Annotated in this window: 25 protein-coding genes; 11 read left to right on the plus strand and 14 right to left on the minus strand. The window is 68.8% G+C overall.

Annotated elements, in window-relative coordinates; translation table 11 throughout:
• Nucleotides 1-12 precede the first annotated feature (12 nt).
• From NKG96_RS06010 to tfe, 3 genes are read right to left on the minus strand one after another with little or no spacing between them, the layout of a single operon-like run.
• Entirely contained in the window at nucleotides 13-753 is a 741-nt protein-coding gene (locus NKG96_RS06010; RefSeq protein ID WP_254537579.1) for a DUF5803 family protein, read from the minus strand.
• Complete coding sequence (locus NKG96_RS06015) at nucleotides 750-1,418, minus strand: DUF2110 family protein (RefSeq protein WP_254537580.1); 669 nt, start codon at nucleotides 1,416-1,418, stop codon at nucleotides 750-752. Before NKG96_RS06015 ends, NKG96_RS06010 begins: the two co-directional genes overlap by 4 nt.
• The gene (gene tfe, locus NKG96_RS06020) at nucleotides 1,419-1,949 is read right to left on the minus strand and encodes a transcription factor E (protein WP_254537581.1); all 531 of its coding nucleotides are present in this window, start codon (nucleotides 1,947-1,949) and stop codon (nucleotides 1,419-1,421) included.
• Nucleotides 1,950-2,048: 99 nt separating this feature from the next.
• Here tfe and NKG96_RS06025 point away from each other — a divergent pair, with 99 nt between their 5' ends.
• Nucleotides 2,049-2,429, plus strand: coding sequence for a hypothetical protein (locus NKG96_RS06025; RefSeq protein WP_254537582.1), 381 nt, complete (start codon nucleotides 2,049-2,051; stop codon nucleotides 2,427-2,429).
• 30 nt (nucleotides 2,430-2,459) lie between these two features.
• Here the strand turns inward: NKG96_RS06025 and NKG96_RS06030 are convergent, their stop codons facing one another.
• The 3 genes from NKG96_RS06030 to NKG96_RS06040 all read right to left on the minus strand — a co-directional run bounded on the left by NKG96_RS06030 (nucleotide 2,460) and on the right by NKG96_RS06040 (nucleotide 3,780).
• Nucleotides 2,460-2,645 (minus strand): hypothetical protein, encoded by a 186-nt coding sequence (locus NKG96_RS06030; RefSeq protein ID WP_254537583.1) that lies wholly within the window; start codon nucleotides 2,643-2,645, stop codon nucleotides 2,460-2,462.
• Nucleotides 2,646-2,666: 21 nt separating this feature from the next.
• On the minus strand, nucleotides 2,667-3,065 hold the full coding sequence (locus tag NKG96_RS06035) for a DUF8147 domain-containing protein (RefSeq protein WP_254537584.1): 399 nt from the start codon (nucleotides 3,063-3,065) through the stop codon (nucleotides 2,667-2,669).
• Between the two features lie 154 nt (nucleotides 3,066-3,219).
• The gene (locus NKG96_RS06040) at nucleotides 3,220-3,780 is read right to left on the minus strand and encodes a tRNA (cytidine(56)-2'-O)-methyltransferase (RefSeq protein ID WP_254537585.1); all 561 of its coding nucleotides are present in this window, start codon (nucleotides 3,778-3,780) and stop codon (nucleotides 3,220-3,222) included.
• 85 nt (nucleotides 3,781-3,865) lie between these two features.
• On the opposite strand from NKG96_RS06040, the gene NKG96_RS06045 reads away from it, so the two are divergent.
• Entirely contained in the window at nucleotides 3,866-4,804 is a 939-nt protein-coding gene (locus NKG96_RS06045; protein ID WP_254537587.1) for an NAD-dependent epimerase/dehydratase family protein, read from the plus strand.
• Here the strand turns inward: NKG96_RS06045 and NKG96_RS06050 are convergent.
• Nucleotides 4,794-5,120: a BsuPI-related putative proteinase inhibitor gene (locus NKG96_RS06050; RefSeq protein WP_254537589.1), complete on the minus strand. Its 327-nt coding sequence runs from the start codon at nucleotides 5,118-5,120 to the stop codon at nucleotides 4,794-4,796. The two genes, NKG96_RS06045 and NKG96_RS06050, sit on opposite strands and share 11 nt — an antisense overlap.
• 280 nt (nucleotides 5,121-5,400) lie before the next feature.
• On the opposite strand from NKG96_RS06050, the gene NKG96_RS06055 reads away from it, so the two are divergent.
• Nucleotides 5,401-5,598 (plus strand): hypothetical protein, encoded by a 198-nt coding sequence (locus tag NKG96_RS06055; RefSeq protein ID WP_254537590.1) that lies wholly within the window; start codon nucleotides 5,401-5,403, stop codon nucleotides 5,596-5,598.
• 140 nt (nucleotides 5,599-5,738) lie between these two features.
• Here the strand turns inward: NKG96_RS06055 and NKG96_RS06060 are convergent, their stop codons facing one another.
• Nucleotides 5,739-6,401 carry an alpha/beta hydrolase gene (locus NKG96_RS06060; RefSeq protein WP_254537591.1) on the minus strand — a complete coding sequence of 221 codons (663 nt, stop codon included), beginning with the start codon at nucleotides 6,399-6,401 and terminating at the stop codon, nucleotides 5,739-5,741.
• Between the two features lie 68 nt (nucleotides 6,402-6,469).
• Here NKG96_RS06060 and NKG96_RS06065 point away from each other — a divergent pair, with 68 nt between their 5' ends.
• Nucleotides 6,470-6,832 carry a winged helix-turn-helix transcriptional regulator gene (locus tag NKG96_RS06065; protein ID WP_254537592.1) on the plus strand — a complete coding sequence of 121 codons (363 nt, stop codon included), beginning with the start codon at nucleotides 6,470-6,472 and terminating at the stop codon, nucleotides 6,830-6,832.
• 20 nt (nucleotides 6,833-6,852) lie between these two features.
• Here NKG96_RS06065 and NKG96_RS06070 read toward each other — a convergent pair whose 3' ends face one another.
• Nucleotides 6,853-7,464 carry a VOC family protein gene (locus tag NKG96_RS06070; RefSeq protein WP_254537593.1) on the minus strand — a complete coding sequence of 204 codons (612 nt, stop codon included), beginning with the start codon at nucleotides 7,462-7,464 and terminating at the stop codon, nucleotides 6,853-6,855.
• A gap of 447 nt (nucleotides 7,465-7,911) precedes the next feature.
• Here NKG96_RS06070 and NKG96_RS06075 point away from each other — a divergent pair, with 447 nt between their 5' ends.
• Nucleotides 7,912-8,631 carry a DUF2797 domain-containing protein gene (locus NKG96_RS06075; RefSeq protein WP_254537594.1) on the plus strand — a complete coding sequence of 240 codons (720 nt, stop codon included), beginning with the start codon at nucleotides 7,912-7,914 and terminating at the stop codon, nucleotides 8,629-8,631.
• A 36-nt stretch (nucleotides 8,632-8,667) separates the two neighbouring features.
• Here NKG96_RS06075 and NKG96_RS06080 read toward each other — a convergent pair whose 3' ends face one another.
• The 4 genes from NKG96_RS06080 to NKG96_RS06095 form a co-directional block, all read right to left on the minus strand.
• Nucleotides 8,668-9,108 carry a hypothetical protein gene (locus NKG96_RS06080; protein ID WP_254537595.1) on the minus strand — a complete coding sequence of 147 codons (441 nt, stop codon included), beginning with the start codon at nucleotides 9,106-9,108 and terminating at the stop codon, nucleotides 8,668-8,670.
• Between the two features lie 91 nt (nucleotides 9,109-9,199).
• On the minus strand, nucleotides 9,200-9,535 hold the full coding sequence (locus NKG96_RS06085) for a DUF8060 family membrane protein (RefSeq protein ID WP_254537597.1): 336 nt from the start codon (nucleotides 9,533-9,535) through the stop codon (nucleotides 9,200-9,202).
• Entirely contained in the window at nucleotides 9,532-10,548 is a 1,017-nt protein-coding gene (locus NKG96_RS06090) for a DUF7490 domain-containing protein (protein ID WP_254537598.1), read from the minus strand. The genes NKG96_RS06085 and NKG96_RS06090 overlap by 4 nt, the downstream gene beginning before the upstream one ends.
• A gap of 209 nt (nucleotides 10,549-10,757) precedes the next feature.
• Entirely contained in the window at nucleotides 10,758-12,062 is a 1,305-nt protein-coding gene (locus NKG96_RS06095; protein WP_254537599.1) for an MFS transporter, read from the minus strand.
• Between the two features lie 210 nt (nucleotides 12,063-12,272).
• Here NKG96_RS06095 and NKG96_RS06100 point away from each other — a divergent pair, with 210 nt between their 5' ends.
• Genes NKG96_RS06100 through NKG96_RS06115 form a run of 4 tightly spaced genes read left to right on the plus strand, consistent with a single transcriptional unit; the run spans nucleotide 12,273 to nucleotide 14,013 of the window.
• Nucleotides 12,273-12,464 carry a DUF7525 family protein gene (locus tag NKG96_RS06100; protein ID WP_254537600.1) on the plus strand — a complete coding sequence of 64 codons (192 nt, stop codon included), beginning with the start codon at nucleotides 12,273-12,275 and terminating at the stop codon, nucleotides 12,462-12,464.
• 38 nt (nucleotides 12,465-12,502) lie between these two features.
• The gene (locus NKG96_RS06105) at nucleotides 12,503-12,733 is read left to right on the plus strand and encodes a DUF7123 family protein (RefSeq protein ID WP_254537601.1); all 231 of its coding nucleotides are present in this window, start codon (nucleotides 12,503-12,505) and stop codon (nucleotides 12,731-12,733) included.
• A 51-nt stretch (nucleotides 12,734-12,784) separates the two neighbouring features.
• A complete protein-coding gene (locus tag NKG96_RS06110) occupies nucleotides 12,785-13,213 on the plus strand; it encodes an SRPBCC family protein (RefSeq protein ID WP_254537602.1) in 429 nt (142 codons plus the stop codon).
• Nucleotides 13,214-13,215: 2 nt separating this feature from the next.
• Nucleotides 13,216-14,013 carry a carbon-nitrogen family hydrolase gene (locus tag NKG96_RS06115; RefSeq protein ID WP_254537603.1) on the plus strand — a complete coding sequence of 266 codons (798 nt, stop codon included), beginning with the start codon at nucleotides 13,216-13,218 and terminating at the stop codon, nucleotides 14,011-14,013.
• Between the two features lie 429 nt (nucleotides 14,014-14,442).
• Here NKG96_RS06115 and NKG96_RS06120 read toward each other — a convergent pair whose 3' ends face one another.
• Entirely contained in the window at nucleotides 14,443-15,984 is a 1,542-nt protein-coding gene (locus NKG96_RS06120; protein ID WP_254537604.1) for an aldehyde dehydrogenase family protein, read from the minus strand.
• Between the two features lie 131 nt (nucleotides 15,985-16,115).
• Between NKG96_RS06120 and NKG96_RS06125 the strand changes: the two genes are divergently transcribed.
• Both NKG96_RS06125 and NKG96_RS06130 read left to right on the plus strand, forming a co-directional pair.
• Nucleotides 16,116-16,619: a DUF4112 domain-containing protein gene (locus NKG96_RS06125; RefSeq protein ID WP_254537605.1), complete on the plus strand. Its 504-nt coding sequence runs from the start codon at nucleotides 16,116-16,118 to the stop codon at nucleotides 16,617-16,619.
• A gap of 46 nt (nucleotides 16,620-16,665) precedes the next feature.
• Nucleotides 16,666-16,986, plus strand: a complete 321-nt coding sequence (locus NKG96_RS06130; protein WP_254537606.1) for a hypothetical protein — start codon at nucleotides 16,666-16,668, stop codon at nucleotides 16,984-16,986.

Raw genomic sequence — 16,986 nt, forward strand, 5'->3', positions numbered from 1 at the left:
CGGTCGGGCCGGTCAGGGCCGGTCGTCGCCCGTGTCGACGTCCAGTCCCACCTCCTCCCTTCGACGTTCGAGTTCGCGAATCTGCCGGAGGTAGTAGGCCGCGCCGGCGATGCCGGCGATGGTCATGACGCCGACGAGCGACCCGAAGATGAGCAGGTCGCGGTCGAGGTAGTAGCGCACCGAGATGGCCCCCGCGCTGACCGATTCCCAGTAGATGTGGATGCGGCCGTCGACGTCCTCGGTCGAGGTGGGCGCGGGTCTGACCTTCCCGAGGAGGGGCACCGCCACGTCCGTCTCCGGCGGGATGATGACCTCGTGGGAGGCGTCCTCGATGAACACCGGCACCGTCACCGTCTTGCCCGTCTTGGGCACCGTGAACGCCACCGACCCGTTCTCCGCGGGGGTGGTGATGGTCAGGCGCTCGCGGCCCTGCGTGATGTTGAACCCGGGCGTGTCGGCGGGAGCGACGACGGTCCCGTTCGCGTACCGGAACCGGACGCCCTGCACGTCGAGCGGTCGCTCCAGTCCGAGGGCGTCGTTGCCATACACCTCCAGCGTGCGGTTCTCGACCCGGTAGACGGCGGTGTAGTTGTTCGTGTGGATGTCGATGGTGACCGTCGCTCGGCGGTCCCAGTCGTAGGTCGCCTGCTCGTTCAACTGGTCGTCGCTGAGTTCGCCGGGCCCGAAGAGGCTGGTACACCCCGCACTCACCGTCAGGAAGACGAGCAACGCGAGCGCGGCGAGTCGCCTCATGGGACGACGCAGAGCAACTCCGCGGGGACGTACTTCCCGATGCTCGCGAGGAGGCCGGGCGGGTCGGTCCCCTCGCGACAGACGATGCTCTGTTCGAGCAGTCCGAGGCGCTCGACGGTGACAATGTCCTGTGCGTGGCCCGCGCGGTTGACCGTCGCGCGAACCTCCGCACGGGTGGCGCTGTTGACGTTCACGCGCCCGTCGCCGCGGGTCCACTCGTAGAGGCGGTCGCGCTCGTCGTCCGCGAGTCGGGATCCCTCCTCGCCGTAGACGAACCGCATCGGGAGGTGCTGGACGAGGCCGAAGCGCTTGCGAATCTGCTCGGGCGTCCCCTGTCCGAGGCCGATGCCGTCGGCGGGGATGTGAACGCGCGTCCCGGCGTCAAGGACGAACCCGTCCTCGTCCCACGATTCGAGGGTGCCGACGTACTCCTCGCCGTCCTCGAACTGGTCGGTCACCTCCCCCCACGTCTCGCGCAGGAGGTTGCGGGCGACCACCTCGTCCTCACCCTCGACGGTGACCGAGGGGAAGCCGTCGCCCCGGAGCCCCACGTCGAAGTCGACGTCGAGGTCGCCGAGGTCGTTGCCGACCAGCGAGCGAAGCGAGTCCAGCGAGCGTTCGCGGGCGTCGCCCTCCACGTACAGTTTGGTTGCGAGGACGACCATCTAGGCCTGTGCTTCCGGTTCCACGTTCAGTTCGTCCCGGAGTTCCGCGATGCGCTCTTCCATCGCCTCGACGAGGCGGTCGTTGCTCATCGACTCCAGATCGGCGCCACAGGAGGGACACGAGAAGTTGAACTCCATCGCCTCCCCGAAGTCGAAGCGGATGGACTCCTCGGGGCAGAGGTAGAATTCGTTGTCGGTCTCGTACTCCTGGCGCTCTTCCAGCAACTCCAGCAGGTGGTACATCTCCTCTTCGAGTTTCTCGGGGACGTTCTCGTACTCGAAGGTCCACAGGTAGGTGAGCCAGCCGGAGTCCTCGTCGCGGAGGCGGCGGTAGGAGGCGAGGTCGTTCTCGTAGAGGATGAACAGCGCTCGGCGCACGTCGTTGAGTTCGAGGCCGAGTTCCTCCGCGAGTTCCTCGTCGGTCACCTCACCGTCGGGGGGCGCCGCGGCGACGGGCATCCCCGTCGGGCCAACCAGCTCGTGGAGATATTTCTGGATGACGGGGTCGTTCAGTAGCTCCTCGAAAGCCATTACGGAAATCTGGGCGAGGTACCCGGGTAAAACTTCCGCTCCACCGGCCGTCGGCCCCGCCCGGAACACGGCTTTGCCCCTCGGGTCCCTCGACGGCGTATGGACGACTCCGACCCCACCCCGCCCGTGGACCTGCCGAGTGACGTCGCCGACTGCCTCCGGGGCCTCGACGGCCACGATCTGCGGGAAGCTATCGTCTACGCGCAGGAACTACTCCGCGCCCGCAGCGAACAGCTCCCCGATGTCGAACCGGGCGCCGGCGAGGAAGTCGTCCGCGTCCTCGAACACGAGGGGTACACCGAGGTCCACATGCGTCACCAGCGCGACGACGGGGCCTCCGGCGCCGTCTACGTCTACCACGTCACGACCGAACCGCACCGGGACGGGAAACGCCGCCACTGGTCGCTCGTCGGCCGGGTCGAAGACCGGGACGACGCGGGGTCGGCCGACGGGACGGGACCCAGCGACCCCGAAGAATGACGACCGGAGGACGACGGCGGGTCTCCCGACTCACGCCGGGTTCCGGAAGACGGCGAGGTGGACGGCGTCGCGACCCTCTCCGGCACCGATGTCGACCGCACGCAGGTCCGCCCGGTCCGGAGCGTGTTCGACCGCGCGAGCCGCCAGTTCGTTGTGGTCGGTCCCCCAGTCGAACGACTCGTCGGCGTCCATCGCCCCCAGTTCCTCGCGGTGCATACCGGCGACCCGGAACGGGGGTCAGGCGCTCGTCGTCCCATCGGCCGCCTGCGTGCGTTCGGCGAGTGCCGCCGCCACGAGGGCGACGACGAGACTGACGGCGAGGTGGACCGGGAGGGTGAACACTTCGTCCGCACCGGGAACGTTGACGTACCGCAGTCCGGCGACGGCGAGGAACGCGACGCCGAAGGCCCCGTACGCGATCAGCGCCGCGGCGGTGACTCCCGAGAGTCGGTCGGCGGTGGCCGCGACGACGACACCTGCCCCGAGACCCGCTGCAAAGCCGACTGACACGCCGAGGATGCCCACGCCCGGACTCTCGCCGTACAGGCCGCCGAGCACTTCGAGGAGTATCGCGCCGACGAGGAGGAAGGTCGTGACGGCACTGGCCAGTCCGAGAGTGACCGTTCGCAGGTTCATGGTCGGTGTACGTCGGGAACGGACGTGAACGTCGCTCCCGGCTCTCACCGGGAGAGAATCGGCCTTCCTGATTTCGTATCGCATCACGTGATTCATCGACGAGACGGGGACCGCACCACTCGTCGTCGAGGACTCACGCGAGAACGCGGTAGCGTTACTCGGCGTCGTCGGAGGCGACGTCCGGGTCGACTGGTTCGACCTGCTTGCCGGTCGCCATCGGGACGACCTGTCTGTCCGCGTCCTCCCACGCCCGGTCGAGTTCGCGTCCCTCGAACAGTCGGTCGAGGAACACCGCGAGCCCGGCCACTTCCGAGTGTGGCTGGTTGGTGACGCCGACGTTCCAGTCCGCGTGTTCGTACACGTCGAAGGGGACCTTCTCGGCCCCGACGACGACCAGCAGGGATCCCTCGCGGTGGGCGTCGCGGATGGGGCCCTCGACGTCCTGTACGGGCAGGCCGTACATCGTGAGGTGGACTACCTTCCCCGGGAAGCCCCGGACGAGTCGTTTGGGTTCGTCGGTCAGTTCGACGGTGAACGGGCCGCCGAACCGGTCGGTGATGTCCTCGATGGTCCCGCGCGGCCCGGCGGCGTTGCCCGTGAGGACCACGCGGTCCGCCCCCAGCGCCCGCGCGGTCAGTCCGACGTGGGTGGTCATGCGGTTGTCCCGCCCGGCGCGGTGGCCGAGACGGAGCACCGTGACCTCGTTGCCTTCCATGGCCCGAGTGGGCGGTCGGGTCGGGAAGCGGTTTCGTTCCAGAACTGACCGCAAACGACTTGCCCGGACCGCGACGACTGGCGCCATGAACCTCGCTGGGCAGCGCCTCGTGGTCACAGGTGGTGCCGGACTCGTCGGCTCGGAACTCGCCGCCCGACTCGCGCGGGACAACGACGTACTGGTCGTCGACGACCTCTCGAACGGGCGGCGCGAGTCGGTGCCCGACGACGCCGAGTTGGTCGAGGGCGATCTGCTCGACGAGAGCGTCGTGGCGGACGTCGTCACCCCGGACGTGGACGGCGTCTTCCACCTCGCGGCGGCGGACAAGTACGTCGACACGGACGAACCCCGCGAACAGTTCGCGGCCAACACCCGGATGACCCACTCGCTGCTCGAACGCGCCGACGAGGTGGGGGTGGGGAACTTCGCGTTCACCTCCTCGTGTACCGTCTACGGCGAGGCGGGCGAACCCACCCCCGAGGACTACGCCCCGATGGAGCCAATCAGCGTCTACGGCGCGACGAAACTCGCCGAAGAGGCGGTCTGCTCGGTGTACGCCCACTCCTACGATCTCACCGTCTGGGCGTTTCGTTTCGCCAACATCGTCGGCCCGCGCTTCGGCGCGGGCGTCGTCCCCGACTTCGTCGAGAAACTGCGGGCCGACCCCGAGACCCTGACCATCCTCGGGAACGGCGAACAGGAGAAGTCCTACATGCACGTCGGGGAGTGCGTCGCGGCGATGTGCTACGTCGTCGAACACGCCGACGCCGACCTGAACACCTACAACCTCGGGACGCGGACGACGACGGACGTCACCCGCGTCGCCGACATCGTGAGCGACGTGATGGGCCTCGACCCCGACTACGAGTACACCGGCGGCGACCGGGGGTGGACCGGCGACGTCCCGAAGGTGTTCCTCCCCATCGACAGGCTGGCAGACCTCGGCTGGGAACCCGAGTTCTCCAGTGACGAGTCCGTGCGGCGGGCGGCCGAACAGTTGGTCGGGATGTCGGCTACACGCTGAAGCGCGTCTCCGCCTCGCACGACTCGTCCTGCGCGCACAGTTCGGCGCGCGCGAGGAACTCGCCCGACTCGGGCGACTCCCACTCGCCCTCGAACGTCTCCTCGCCGCCCGGTTCCACCGTCCGGTGTTCGATGACCTGCATGAACATCCGCCCGTCCGACCAGCGCCAGCGTTCCCCCTCGCCGTTGTACACCGCGAAGTCCGCGTGACAGGAGTCGCGGAACGTCAGGTCCGCAGGGCCGTCCCCGTCGTTCCGGACGGCGAAGACGAACCGGACGACGTCGTCCGTCTCGACGCTGAGGTCACCCGTGAGCATGGGGTGCGTTGGTCTCCCGGGGGGAAACAGGTGTGGGTCGGATGAATCGATAGTCGCTATATCCAACTGGTTCCGTCGGCAGGGCCACCCGGTCCCCTCATGCGTGGGCTAACTGCTCGCCTCCGAGGCCAGCGAACGCGGACAGAGGGTTCGAGGACTCTATCGTGAATCGAGTGCCGTGCGAGGTATCGTCACTCAACGCACCTCCGGTCCTCGGTCAACCGCCCGAGGGGAGAGAAGCCGATGGGTTACAATCGACGGCCGTCACGACGGCTCCCGAATGGAACGGCGTTCGGGTGTCGAGACGTTCGGCCTGCCGACCATCGGCGTCCTCGTCCGGAACGTCGGGCACCCGGAGGAATGCCAGTCCGTCGTACTGGAGTCCAGGGCGCTCGAAGGTAGACAGGCGGCGAACGCCGGTCTCTGTGTGGTCGGGTTGGACGAGGCGGACCCGTCGGTCGTGTCCCTGAACGTGTGACGGCGGGCCGCGTGAACGCGACTATCGACCCCGACCCGTCCGGTAGTGCCCTCGCCCGAGAGAGTCGGCAGGGGAGCTCGTGGCCCGGTGTGCGGAGAGATGACCGTAGACGGGCCCCGACCACGGGTCAGTTCCCGAAACTACTCCCCGTCCACGACCGATTCTATCAGGTCCCTCGCGTAGGCCAGTTCGTCCTCGTTGACGCCGTGTCCCATCGCCTCGTAGATGCGCTCCTCGACGCTCCCACCGAGCCCCTCGAACACGTCGCGCGTCTCGTGGACGCGTTCGAGAGGGATGTGGGGGTCGCGGTCGCTACAGCCGAGGAACACGGGCGTGCCGTCGAGGTCCCCGTCGTAGTCCCGGGGGGTGTCGTCGGGGCCGATGACGCCGCCCGAGAACGCGACGAGGCCGCCGTATCTGTCGGCGTTCCGGGCGACGAACTCGCTGGAGAGGCAGGCCCCCTGCGAGAACCCGAGGACGACCACCTTCTCCAGCGGGATACCGGCCTCGGTGGCCGTCCCGACGGCGTTCCGGACGGCCCGCAGACCGGAGTCGAGTCCGGGCTGGTTCGACGCCGTCGGTGCGAGGAAGGAGTTCGGGTACCACGTGTTACGGGCGGCCTGCGGCGCGAGGAGGGCGACCCCCTCGGGACTCACCTCGTCGGCGAGTTCGAGGATGCTCGGTGCGGTCGCCCCCCGGCCGTGGACGGCGACGAGGGCCGCGTCGGCCTCTTCGACGGGCGTTCCGCCCGTCACGAGTCGCTCCGACTGGTGCGGACCGGCCTCGGGCGTGTCTGGTGACATTCGTATACCTGATTACGATACGAACTCCTATGTACGTTCCCGGACGTACACGTCACCAGGTGACATCTATGCCATCGGACGAACGCTACAGCGAGGGTGCGTGTACGGTCATCGACTCCCTCGAACAGATCGGTTCCCAGTGGCGACTCATTGTCCTCCACGACCTGCAGGAGGGCGAGAAGCGGTTCAACGAACTCAAGCGCTCGACGGGGGCGAGTTCGCGCACCCTCTCGCGCGTCCTCGACGACCTGCAGGAGACGGACTTCGTGAACCGCAGACTGGAGGAGGACGCCCCCGTGGCGACGTTCTACAGTCTCACGCCGAAGGGGAAGTCGCTCGAGCCCGTCTTCGCGGAAATCGAGTGCTGGGCGAATGAGTGGCTGGGCGAGTCCATCGTCGACCCGGAGACGCCCCCCGCCGAGTCGGCCTGACGGGCGTCGTCTTCTTCCCCTCACTCGACGCTCGTCCCCGTCGGCGCGTCGGGCAGGTCGTGTTCGACCACCTCGATGCCCAGTTCCTCCAGCGCCGCCCGCAGGTCCTCGCCCCGGACGTACTCCGCGCCCGCCGCCTCCCTGAGCGACTGTGCCGTCGCCAGCACCTCCCCGTACCTGTCCTCGGGGATGGCGAACTTGTCGGCGACGAGTTCGATCGTCAGGCCGTTGTGGTCGCGGGTGTACAGCGAGTGAAACGCCCCGCGGTCGAACTCCGAGAAGCGGTGGCCCGCCTCCCGCAGGTTCTCGCGGGTCTCGCGGAACCGCCCCGGGTCGAGGCTGAACGCGAGGTGGTGGACCGCGCCCGTCTCCGGTCGCTGTGCCCCGTCGTGGCTCTCCGACCCGTCACAGAAGAAGGTCACGAGGCGGCCGTCCCCCGAGTCGAAGAAGAGGTGTTCGACCTCGTCGTCGTCGAGGTTCGGTTGGCGCATCACCAGCGGCATCCCGAGGACGTCGCGGTAGAACCCGACGGTGTCCTCGACGTTGCTCCCCACGAGCGTGACGTGGTCCGTCCCCGCGACGTGGACGGTGCTCTCGGGCGTGTCGGCGGTGACTAGCGGGTCCTCGCGCATACCCGTGGATACGTCCTCGTGGGGTATAGCTCCCCGCGGACGCGAGTGTCGGCGGGTGACGTGGACGTCACCTCGCGGAGGGGGCCGGGTCACTGCCCACGCGAGGCGAACCCGAGGACGCACTCGGGGTCGACCCGCCGCGAGAGGTAGTAGGCGGGGACGACGAGGAGGACGGCGAAGAGGGCGAGGTGTCGGGGAGGAAGACGCGCGTGCCGACGACGAAGGCGACGAGACTCGCCAGTAGCATCCCGAGGACGAACTGGGTCGCGGGCTGCAGGGGGACCATCGTTGCAACCGACTGATACAGCGAACCGCGCTAAAAAGCTGTCTGTAGCGCTACTGTGCCGAGTATGGCTCTTCTGGCCGACATCGGACGGGCGGCTGTCGGGCGGCTGACGGGTCGGCCGATTCGAACAGCGTTTCACCCTCGCGCGCGTACGACGGTGCGTGCAAGTCGTCGGCTATCGCCCCCTCGACCCGTCGCTCCGCGTGGCGAGCGACGACGTCGTCGAGGCCCTCCCGCTGACGCCGGGGACGGACCTCGCCTTCCGACTGGGGGAACGTCACTGCGCCGGGACCGTCCAGAACGGCCGCCACGCCCCCTGTTCGAACCCCGGCGCGCCCTACTGTCCCACCCACACCGTGCCGTGGTCGGTGGCGAGCAACGCGGACTCCGAGGAGGAACACGCGGTCTACCTCGCCGCGTTCGCCCCGGCGACGTTCAAGGTGGGCGTCACCCGGTCGTGGCGACTCCCGACGCGACTCGAAGAACAGGGGGCCGACCGCGCAGCGCACGTCCACACCGTCTCGGACGGGCGCGTCGCCCGCGAGGTGGAAGCCGACATCGCCCGCGAGGTGGGCGACCAGGTGCGCGTGGCGACGAAACTCGCCGGCCTCCACCGGGCGGTCGACGACGGGGCGTGGGAGGCGCTCCTCGCCGACTTCCGCGTCATCGAGCGCTTCGACTTCGACTACGGGTTCGACCTCTCGGGCCGGCCCGTCGCGGAAACGATGCTCACGGGTCGGGTCGTCGGGACGAAGGGTCGACTGCTCGTCCTCGAACGCGAGGGGACGGTCTACGCCGTGGACCTGCGTGACCTCGTGGGCTACGACCTGCGTGAGGGTCCCGACGACCGGGCGCGACAGGCGAGCCTCACGAGTTTCTGAGGCCGCGAAAACGAAGGGTCGTGCGTCGGTGTCCGTCTACCGCTCTTCGAGAGCGTCCGCGATGCGGCCGACTTCGCGTCGCAGGTCGTGGAGTTCGTCGCGCGTCTTGCGGATCTCGCGGACGAGTTCCTCGTTGCCACCCTCCTCGCTGGCACCGGGGCCGCGGCCACGGCCGCCGGGACCGCCGGGGCCGCCACCCATACCGGGGGGACCGCCGCCCATGCCGCCGGGGCCGCCGCCGCCACCCATCATGCCACCCATCATCTGGGCGAAGGGGTTGCCGCCGCCCATGCCGCCGGGGCCGCCACCGCCGCCGAAGGCCTCCTCGAGTCGCTCCTCGGGGGAGCCCTCGCCCTCTTCGCCGTCGCGCTCCTCCGCTCGCTGCTGGCGGATCTCCTCGACGCGCTCTCGGAAGGACTTCTCCTCCCCGGCGTCGTCGCTGGACTCCTCGGTCGGCGTCTCGTCGTCTTCAGCCATGACCGGTGGTTCTCGTGCGCGTCACAAAAACGTGGTGCACTCCGTCGGGCCGACCTCGACGGAAAGAAAGCCGGTCGGTAGACCGCGGACCTCAGCGCCGCCGGAGGACGGCGACGACGCCCGAGGCGGCGACGAGGAGGACGACGGCGTTGAACGCGGCGTGGTAGAGCGGTCGGTACCGGTCGCTCACCCAGACGTCGATGGCCGCCGAGACGCTCGTGTAGAGGTTGGCCGTCGCCACCAGCACGACCAGTACGAGCACAGCCAGCGCGCCGTACTGGACGTACCGCACGAGTTCGCCGCGGTCGAGCGAGCGCAGGCCGCTGCCGCCGTCCGGCGCCGACCGGGACTGCGACCGGCCCGCGACCCCGGACCGTCGGTCCGTCTCCCCGTCCGCGTCCGTCTCCGGCGTACCAGTCTCGGTCACGTCGACCGCCTCCGGGCGATGCCGACGGCGGCGAGCAGTGCGGCGAGTGCGGCGAGAACGCCGAAGCCGGGGCCGTCGCCGCTGGTCGTGGCTCTGTCACTCGGGGTGGGCTGTGGGCTGTCCTGACCGTTCGTGTCGGACTCGAAGTCGCTCACTTCGAGGTCGACCTCCCGTCTGGTGGTGTTCACGCTGATGGTCTCCGTGGGGTCGAGGGCGGCGGGCGCGCGGACGGTGTCGACGACGACGTCGTCGCGCAGCAACACCGCGTCGAGGTAGTAGTTGTAGTCGGTCGGGACGGTGAGGTTCACCGAGGGAGTGACGGTCCGGCCGGAGCGCACCTCGCCGATGGCGACGCGGGCCTCGTCGGCGACGATGTTCGAGTCGGCCTGCCGGGCCTTCACGACGAGTTCGAGGTCGGTCGCCGGGTCGTCGCCGGTGTTCGTCAAGAACGCCGAGACGTCGAGGGTCGTCCGGCCGTCGCCCGCCGAACGGACGCTGAACTCGACTGCGGGGAGGTCGGCCCCCGAGAACCGGTGGAACTGGAGGCCCGACCGGAGGTAGGGGGGCCGGAGGCCGTCGAGACCGCTGACGGTCCGGGCGGCAGTCTCGACGCGCCGGTCGGCGACGTAGACGACCGACTCGATGCGGTAGCCGCCCTCGCGGGCGACGGTGAGGTTCGCGGGCACGCCCCGCTCGCGGGCCGCGGTGAGGTCACCGACGCGGACCCGTTCGACTGTCTCCAGCATCCCAGACTCGCTGTCGACGGCCCGGACGAGCACCGTCACGTTCTCCGCCGGGCCGCCGCGGTGGTCGAGGAACGTCTCGACCCGGAGCGTCGCCGTCTCGCCGGTCACCGTGCCGGGACCGATAGTCATCTCGGTGACGGAGAGGTGGCTCTCCGGCGGCGGGTCCGTGGGCGGGTCGGCCACCACGTCGGGTGCGACCGCCGCGGTGCCGACCGAGAGGACCGTCACGGCGACCGCCGCCGCGACGAGGAGGGTTCTCGTGTCCATGCCGTGACACTCGACAGGGCAGTAATATGCTTTGTGTGCGGACAGTTCGTCGCCAAAACCCGTCGTGCCTCGCTTCTGTGCGCGCGCTATCGCTCGCTCGACCCGGCACCTCCTGCGGTGGGCGAGGGCCGCACTCCGGACTCCCCGTCGGGAAGTGAGTGCCGTGACCGGACCGCCCTTCGCGCCGTTCGACCGCGGGTGTCGCCGGGTCAGGCGTACGCCTCGAACTCACGGCCGAAGGCGAGGAAGTAGCCCACGCCGACGAGACCGACTGCTGTCGCCAATCCGAACGCCAGTTGCGGGTCCCGTCCGTAGAGCCACCCGCCGAGGAGCGCCGAGGGGATGACGACGGTGTTGCGCACGAGGTAGTACGTCCCGGTCACGCGCCCGCCCGCGTCGCGTTCGGCCGGGCCGACGATGAGCGCCTTGTGGGCGGGGAGGCCGGCGAACCGCAGGCCGGAGAAGGCGAACAGCGCGACCAGCACCCACTGGTCGGGCGGGGCGACAATCAGGAGGACCGGGAAGACGGCGTACACCGCGAACCCGAGGGCGACGACGGGTTTCAGCCCCGTGCGCTCGGCGAGTTTCGAGACGGGAACTTTCGTCGCGATGGCGACGACCATCTCGACGGCCAGGAGGACGCCGAAGAAGGCGTCGGGCCGGAGTGTGACGCCGAAGCCCGCGAATCCTACCCCCAGGAACTCGGTGACGACGATGACGAAGAAGACGTACACCATCCCGTTGGCGAACCGAATCAGGGTGTCGGCGACGAGCAGTGGCCGCAGGGTTGCGGGGAGTGTTCGGAGGTCCGCGAGCACCTGTCGGACGCCTTCGAACCGCTTGCCGACGGTGTCCTCGCTCGCGTCGTAGAGGTAGTGCTGGGCGACGGTCGCCGCCGCGCCGAACCCCACCGCCACGAGGAGGACGGCCTGAAACCCGTCGAGGAAGCCCGCGGTAGTCGCCAGAAGTGCGGCGGCGATGAGGGGACCGAGGAGGAACCCGACCCGGCGGAAGATTTCGGTGCTCGCGAAGCCCATCGCGAGTCGGTCCGGCGGGACGCTCTGCTTGACGATGGCGAACGTCGCCCCGATGCCGAACGACTTCCAGCCCTGCGTGAGAAAGAGGCCGACGAACACCCACGTCCACGCGGGCAGGGCGAGGCCCCCCAGACTGTCGGGGAACGTCGGCGCGAGGTACCAGACGACGAAGCCGAGCGTCGAGACGCTCCCGAAGGCCGTCAGCGCGACCCGCGAGCCGATTCGGTCCGACAGCGCCCCACCGGGATAGGGGTACAGCGCCCCGACGAGGTTGCCGACGCTCCCGTAGAGACCGACGACGGCGGCGCTCGCACCCAGCACCCGGAGGTACTCCGGGACGTATCGGCTCGTCATCTGGAAGGCGAGGCTGAACGCGAGCATCGCCAGCGAGAGGGCGAGCACGTCGCGTTCCAGCGCGAAGAACTGCCGGAACGAGTCGAGGACGTCGACGTCGCTCGACTCCCGTTCCGTTACCATAGAGCGTTCTCGACCGGTCGGGGCATGAATCCTGCGAGGTGTGTCACCTTTTCTCAGGGGTGGTCCGGCGACACCTCGCTGTCGCCGGGCGTCATGTCGAGCGAAGAACTCTCGACCGCCCATTTGCTATCGCGGCATACGATGTATGACGACTCCACCACGCTCGTCGAATCGGGGAGGTTTTTACCCGCTCGACGCGCGAGAGGTGGTATGACAGAATCCGCGTCGGGGACCGACATGGAGATGGGACTCGCGATGGTGTTCGGCTTGCTCGGAATCGGCGGCGCGTTCGTGATGTACGTCGCGGCGACGGGCCACGATCAGGTGCTCTCGGGGTGGGGCTTCGCGGCGGCGATGCTGGCCGGCGGCATCCTCATCGCGGCGCTCCACCTCTACGGGTAGCCGAAATCGTTAATCCGCCGAATCCCTTATCGATGGGTATGGCAGAGTTGAGCGACGAAGACCAGCGTATCCTCGACCACCTCCGCGAGAGCGTGGCGCGGGGGGACCGCTACTTCCGGGCCAAGCGCATCGCCGAGAGCATCGGACTGTCGGCGAAGCAGGTGGGGTCCCGACTCCCGCGTCTCGCCGACAGCACCGAGGACGTCGAGATCGAGAAGTGGGGTCGCGCTCGCTCGACCACGTGGCGCGTGACTCCCGGCGGCGCGTAGGGGTTCCGGCAACCCCGAGGAGGTTTTTACGCCGGGGCGTGAAGGGTGTCCATGACCGTCCGGGTAGAGCGTACGTTCGAACTCGATGCACCCCCCGCGGACGTCTGGTCGTTCATCGCGGACCCGGCCAAACGCGCCCGCCCAATCAGCGTCGTCACGGAGTTCGAGGAGACGGGCGAGGGGACTGCCACGTGGCACGTCAAACTCCCCATCCCGCTCGTCAATCGGACCATCCCAATCGAGACGCGCGAGACCGACCGCCGGGAACCGGAGTACGTCCGGTTCGTTGGGCGCTCGAAGGTGATGCGCGTCGTCGGCGAGCACGAACTGGAGGCCGTCGACGGCGGCGGAACCCGCCTCACCAACCGCTTCACCGTCGACGGGAAGCTTCCCGGCGTCGAGAAGTTCTTCAAGCGGAACCTCGACGGCGAACTGGACAACCTCGAAGACGCCATCCGGCGTGACCTCGCTACCGCCTGACCATGCGCCTGGCACTCGCCCAACTCGTCGTCGAGGGAAGCGACGTGGAGGGGAACATCTCGCGCGCGGAGGACGCCATCGCCCGGGCCGCCGACCGCGGGGCCGACCTCGTCGTCCTCCCGGAACTGTTCAACGTGGGGTACTTCGCCTTCGACAGCTACGCCCGCGAGGCCGAGTCGCTCGACGGGCCGACGCTCTCGCGTGTCGCCGACGCCGCCCGCCACCACGAGGTGGGCGTCGTCGCCGGGAGCATCGTCGAGGACCTCGCGACGACCGAGGGCGGCCCCGCCGAGGAGGGCCTCGCCAACACCTCGGTGTTCCTCGACCGGGACGGCGACCGACGGGCCGTCTACCGGAAACACCACCTCTTCGGCTACGACTCCGCCGAGGCGGAACTGCTCGTCCCCGGCGAGCAGGTGCCCACGGTTGACTTCGACGGGTTCACCGTCGGCGTCACCACCTGTTACGACCTCCGGTTCCCCGAACTGTACCGGCGACTGGTCGACGCGGGCGCGACGCTCGTCTGCGTCCCCAGCGCGTGGCCCTATCCGCGGGTCGAACACTGGACGCTCCTCACGCGCGCGCGTGCGGTGGAGAACCAGTTCTACGTCGGGGCCGCGAACGGCTCCGGCGAGTTCGAGTCGGCCACCCTGCTCGGCCGCTCCGCCGTCTACGACCCCTGGGGGACGACGCTCGCCGGGAGCGGCGACGACCCCGCACTCGTCGTCGCGGACTGCGACCCCGACCGGGTCGAAGCGGTCCGCGAGGAGTTCCCGGCGCTCGCCGACCGGCGGCGCTGACGCGCTCCTCGCCGCAGTCGAGTGCTACGCGGGTCTCCCCGCCGCTCCGGGGACGACGGACGACTGGTACTGCCGGGGCATCGGCGAGGCAGGTCGGCAACCTTTATACGGCGTAGGGAACAATGGATGAATGCCGGAACGACGCTTTTCTCGTCGCACCGGCACAACGGACGACCGCCACCCACAGCGGTCACCCGGGGTGTGCCCGGACCCCGGTGACCGCATCCGCGCCCACCCCACCCCCTCTCCGTCTTCGTCACCTCTCTCACCGACGAGCGTCGCTGGTCGTGTGGTCTCGAAAGAATCCGACTCGTCGCCGGTTCGGGGGCCGATACACCGGACCGACCACGCTTCCGGCGGGTCGCTCCGTCACTCGTCGTCCTGCTCGGAGTCCGACTACTGCTCGGACACGCGGAGCGGTCCTCGCTGTTACTCGTCGTCCGAGGTCTTGATGTCCGCCGAGAGCCCCTGTGCCATCTGGATGTCCTTCGAGTTGTTGAGCGTCCACGCGGTGCGCTCGGTGACGGCCTCGATGACCTCGCGGGCCGAGGGGTAGCCGTTGCCGGACTTCTTCACGCCGCCGAACGGGAGGTGGACCTCCGCGCCGATACACGGCAGGTTGCCGTACGCGAGGCCGATTTCGGCGTTGTCGCGGAAGTAGTTGACCTGCCGGTAGTCCTCGGAGACGATGGCTCCGGCGAGACCGTAGGGCGTGTCGTTGTGGATGTCGACCCCTCGCTCGATGTCGCCGCTGTACTTCATCAGGGCGACGTGCGGGCCGAAGACCTCCTCGCGGATGGAGCGCAGTTCGCCCTCGTCGTCGTAGTCGACCTCGTAGACGAACGGGCCGACCCAGTTGCCCGCTTCGTGACCGTCGGGAATCTCGTCGTCAGCGAGTTCCGTGCGGTCGACGAGGACCTCCGTGGCCTCCTCGCGGGCGAGGTCGTTGTACTTCTGAATCTTCTCGACGTGCTCCGGTTCGATGGCCGGCCCCATGAACGTCTCCTCCTCGAGTGGGTCGCCGACCGAGATGCCCTCCGCGACCTCCACGAAGCGCTCCTTGAACTCGTCGTAGACGTCCTCGTGGACGATGAGGCGCTCGCTCGAAACGCAGCGCTGTCCGGTCGTCTTGAAGCTCGACATCACGGCGGAGTGGACGGCGATGTCGAGGTCCGCGCTCTCCGTGATGACGATGCCGTTCTTCCCGCCCATCTCGCAGGCCGCGAGTTTGCCGGGTTCGCCGCCGACGGCGTCGGCGATGGAGTGGCCGACCTCCGCACTGCCGGTGAAGAGGACGGTGTCGATGTCGGGCGAGTCGACGATGGCCGCGCCGGCGTCGCCGTAGCCCTGAATCATGTTGAAGACGCCCTCGGGGATGCCGGTCTCCTCGAACATCTCGGCGATGACCTGCCCGCAGAGGGGAGTCTGCTCGGCGGGCTTCCAGACGACGGTGTTGCCGTGGACGAGCGCCACGGCCATGTGCCAGAACGGGATGGCGACCGGGAAGTTCCACGGAGTGATGCAGCCGACGACGCCGCGCGGTTTCCGGCGCATGTAGGCGTCCTTCGCGGCGATTTCGGAGGGGACCACGTCGCCCTGCGGGTGGCGGGCGTCGCCCGCCGCCCACTCGACCATGTGCCACGCCTCGGTGACGTCGGCTTTCCCCTCGCTGATCTCCTTGCCGCACTCGCGGGTGACGACCTCCCCGAGTTCTTCGTGGCGGTCGCGCAGTTCGTGGTAGATCTCCCAGAGGTACTCCGCGCGGTCGATGTAGGAGAGTTCGCGCCACTCCTCGGCGGCGGCGTCGGCGGCCTCGATGGCGCGTTCGACGTCCGCCTCGGTGCCACGGTGGAACTCCGCGATGGTCTCGCCCGTCGCGGGGTTGACCGACTCGAACGTCTCGTCGCCTTCGCCCTCGGTGAACTCGCCGGCGATGTAGTGCTGGTGGACCTCCTGGACTTGCTGGCTCATAGCGTGGTAAGTTTTGCGCGAGGTCGCCTCAAAAAGACCCACCCTCCGGGCGGTCGGGTTCTGGTCCCCGTTCGGGACTGTCCGGCGCGTCAGGCACCACGTTCTTCCCGTTGGCGGTCGTCCGACGGGATATGGACTCCGACGACGAGTACGACATCCCGGTGAGCATCGAGTCGCCCGACGCCGAGGGCGTCCCACCCGAGGTGGACGAGGCAGCGCTCCGCCGGATGCAGGCCGTGGCGGACCTCATGGACGAGGCCGTCGAGATTCCCGGCACGGGTATCAAGGTCGGTCTGGACCCCCTCCTCGGGGTCATCCCCGGCGCGGGGGACGCGGTGAGCGCGGGCATCTCCCTGTACATCGTCCTCGAGGCGGCGAACCTCGGTGTCCCCTACGACGTCGTCGTGAAGATGCTCGGAAACGTCGCCATCGACACCGCCGGCGGGTCGGTGCCCGTCCTCGGGACCATCTTCGACACGTTCTGGAAGGCCAACACGTGGAACGTCCGGATGGTCGAGGAGGCACTCGGCGTCGACCTCGGCGACTTCGACGTGGAGGCCGACGACGAACTCGGTCTCGACTCCGACACGGACGACGACGATGACGGCGGTATCGTCATCGACGTCGACGACTAAGGCTCCGACCAACAACGGTTAGTACGCCGACCCGTCACGGTCGGACATGGTCCCCCTCGGAGACGGCTTCACCCTCACCACCCTCTACTTCCTCGCCCTCGCCACCGCGACGGCGGGACTGCTCGGCTACTGGTTGCTCCAGATACGTCGCCACGCCGAACCCCCGGACGGGGACCACACGCCCGCGTGGGTCCTCGGTCTCGCCGCCCTCTTCCTCGTCCGGCCGGCGGCCGGACTGGTCGGCCTCGCACTCTACGGCCGTGTCGAACGCGAGGTGCCCCTCCACTGGTCGGTCATCGTCGCGGCACTCGCGTTCGCCGTCTGGTGGCTCCTCGGGTTCTCGGTGTCCGCGACGGTGTGGGCGTAG

It is taken from the genome of Halomarina litorea (assembly GCF_024227715.1).
In the GTDB taxonomy this organism is placed as follows: Archaea; Halobacteriota; Halobacteria; order Halobacteriales; family Haloarculaceae; genus Halomarina; species Halomarina litorea.

Bases quoted from the DNA above. Each gene is read 5' to 3' on its own strand.
- NKG96_RS06010 (WP_254537579.1), bottom strand. From the start codon at position 753: ATGAGGCGACTCGCCGCGCTCGCGTTGCTCGTCTTCCTGACGGTGAGT.
- NKG96_RS06015 (WP_254537580.1), bottom strand. From the start codon at position 1,418: ATGGTCGTCCTCGCAACCAAACTGTACGTGGAGGGCGACGCCCGCGAA.
- tfe (WP_254537581.1), bottom strand. From the start codon at position 1,949: ATGGCTTTCGAGGAGCTACTGAACGACCCCGTCATCCAGAAATATCTC.
- NKG96_RS06025 (WP_254537582.1), top strand. From the start codon at position 2,049: ATGGACGACTCCGACCCCACCCCGCCCGTGGACCTGCCGAGTGACGTC.
- NKG96_RS06030 (WP_254537583.1), bottom strand. From the start codon at position 2,645: ATGCACCGCGAGGAACTGGGGGCGATGGACGCCGACGAGTCGTTCGAC.
- NKG96_RS06035 (WP_254537584.1), bottom strand. From the start codon at position 3,065: ATGAACCTGCGAACGGTCACTCTCGGACTGGCCAGTGCCGTCACGACC.
- NKG96_RS06040 (WP_254537585.1), bottom strand. From the start codon at position 3,780: ATGGAAGGCAACGAGGTCACGGTGCTCCGTCTCGGCCACCGCGCCGGG.
- NKG96_RS06045 (WP_254537587.1), top strand. From the start codon at position 3,866: ATGAACCTCGCTGGGCAGCGCCTCGTGGTCACAGGTGGTGCCGGACTC.
- NKG96_RS06050 (WP_254537589.1), bottom strand. From the start codon at position 5,120: ATGCTCACGGGTGACCTCAGCGTCGAGACGGACGACGTCGTCCGGTTC.
- NKG96_RS06055 (WP_254537590.1), top strand. From the start codon at position 5,401: ATGGAACGGCGTTCGGGTGTCGAGACGTTCGGCCTGCCGACCATCGGC.
- NKG96_RS06060 (WP_254537591.1), bottom strand. From the start codon at position 6,401: ATGTCACCAGACACGCCCGAGGCCGGTCCGCACCAGTCGGAGCGACTC.
- NKG96_RS06065 (WP_254537592.1), top strand. From the start codon at position 6,470: ATGCCATCGGACGAACGCTACAGCGAGGGTGCGTGTACGGTCATCGAC.
- NKG96_RS06070 (WP_254537593.1), bottom strand. From the start codon at position 7,464: ATGCGCGAGGACCCGCTAGTCACCGCCGACACGCCCGAGAGCACCGTC.
- NKG96_RS06080 (WP_254537595.1), bottom strand. From the start codon at position 9,108: ATGGCTGAAGACGACGAGACGCCGACCGAGGAGTCCAGCGACGACGCC.
- NKG96_RS06090 (WP_254537598.1), bottom strand. From the start codon at position 10,548: ATGGACACGAGAACCCTCCTCGTCGCGGCGGCGGTCGCCGTGACGGTC.
- NKG96_RS06095 (WP_254537599.1), bottom strand. From the start codon at position 12,062: ATGGTAACGGAACGGGAGTCGAGCGACGTCGACGTCCTCGACTCGTTC.
- NKG96_RS06100 (WP_254537600.1), top strand. From the start codon at position 12,273: ATGACAGAATCCGCGTCGGGGACCGACATGGAGATGGGACTCGCGATG.
- NKG96_RS06105 (WP_254537601.1), top strand. From the start codon at position 12,503: ATGGCAGAGTTGAGCGACGAAGACCAGCGTATCCTCGACCACCTCCGC.
- NKG96_RS06110 (WP_254537602.1), top strand. From the start codon at position 12,785: ATGACCGTCCGGGTAGAGCGTACGTTCGAACTCGATGCACCCCCCGCG.
- NKG96_RS06115 (WP_254537603.1), top strand. From the start codon at position 13,216: ATGCGCCTGGCACTCGCCCAACTCGTCGTCGAGGGAAGCGACGTGGAG.
- NKG96_RS06120 (WP_254537604.1), bottom strand. From the start codon at position 15,984: ATGAGCCAGCAAGTCCAGGAGGTCCACCAGCACTACATCGCCGGCGAG.
- NKG96_RS06125 (WP_254537605.1), top strand. From the start codon at position 16,116: ATGGACTCCGACGACGAGTACGACATCCCGGTGAGCATCGAGTCGCCC.
- NKG96_RS06130 (WP_254537606.1), top strand. From the start codon at position 16,666: ATGGTCCCCCTCGGAGACGGCTTCACCCTCACCACCCTCTACTTCCTC.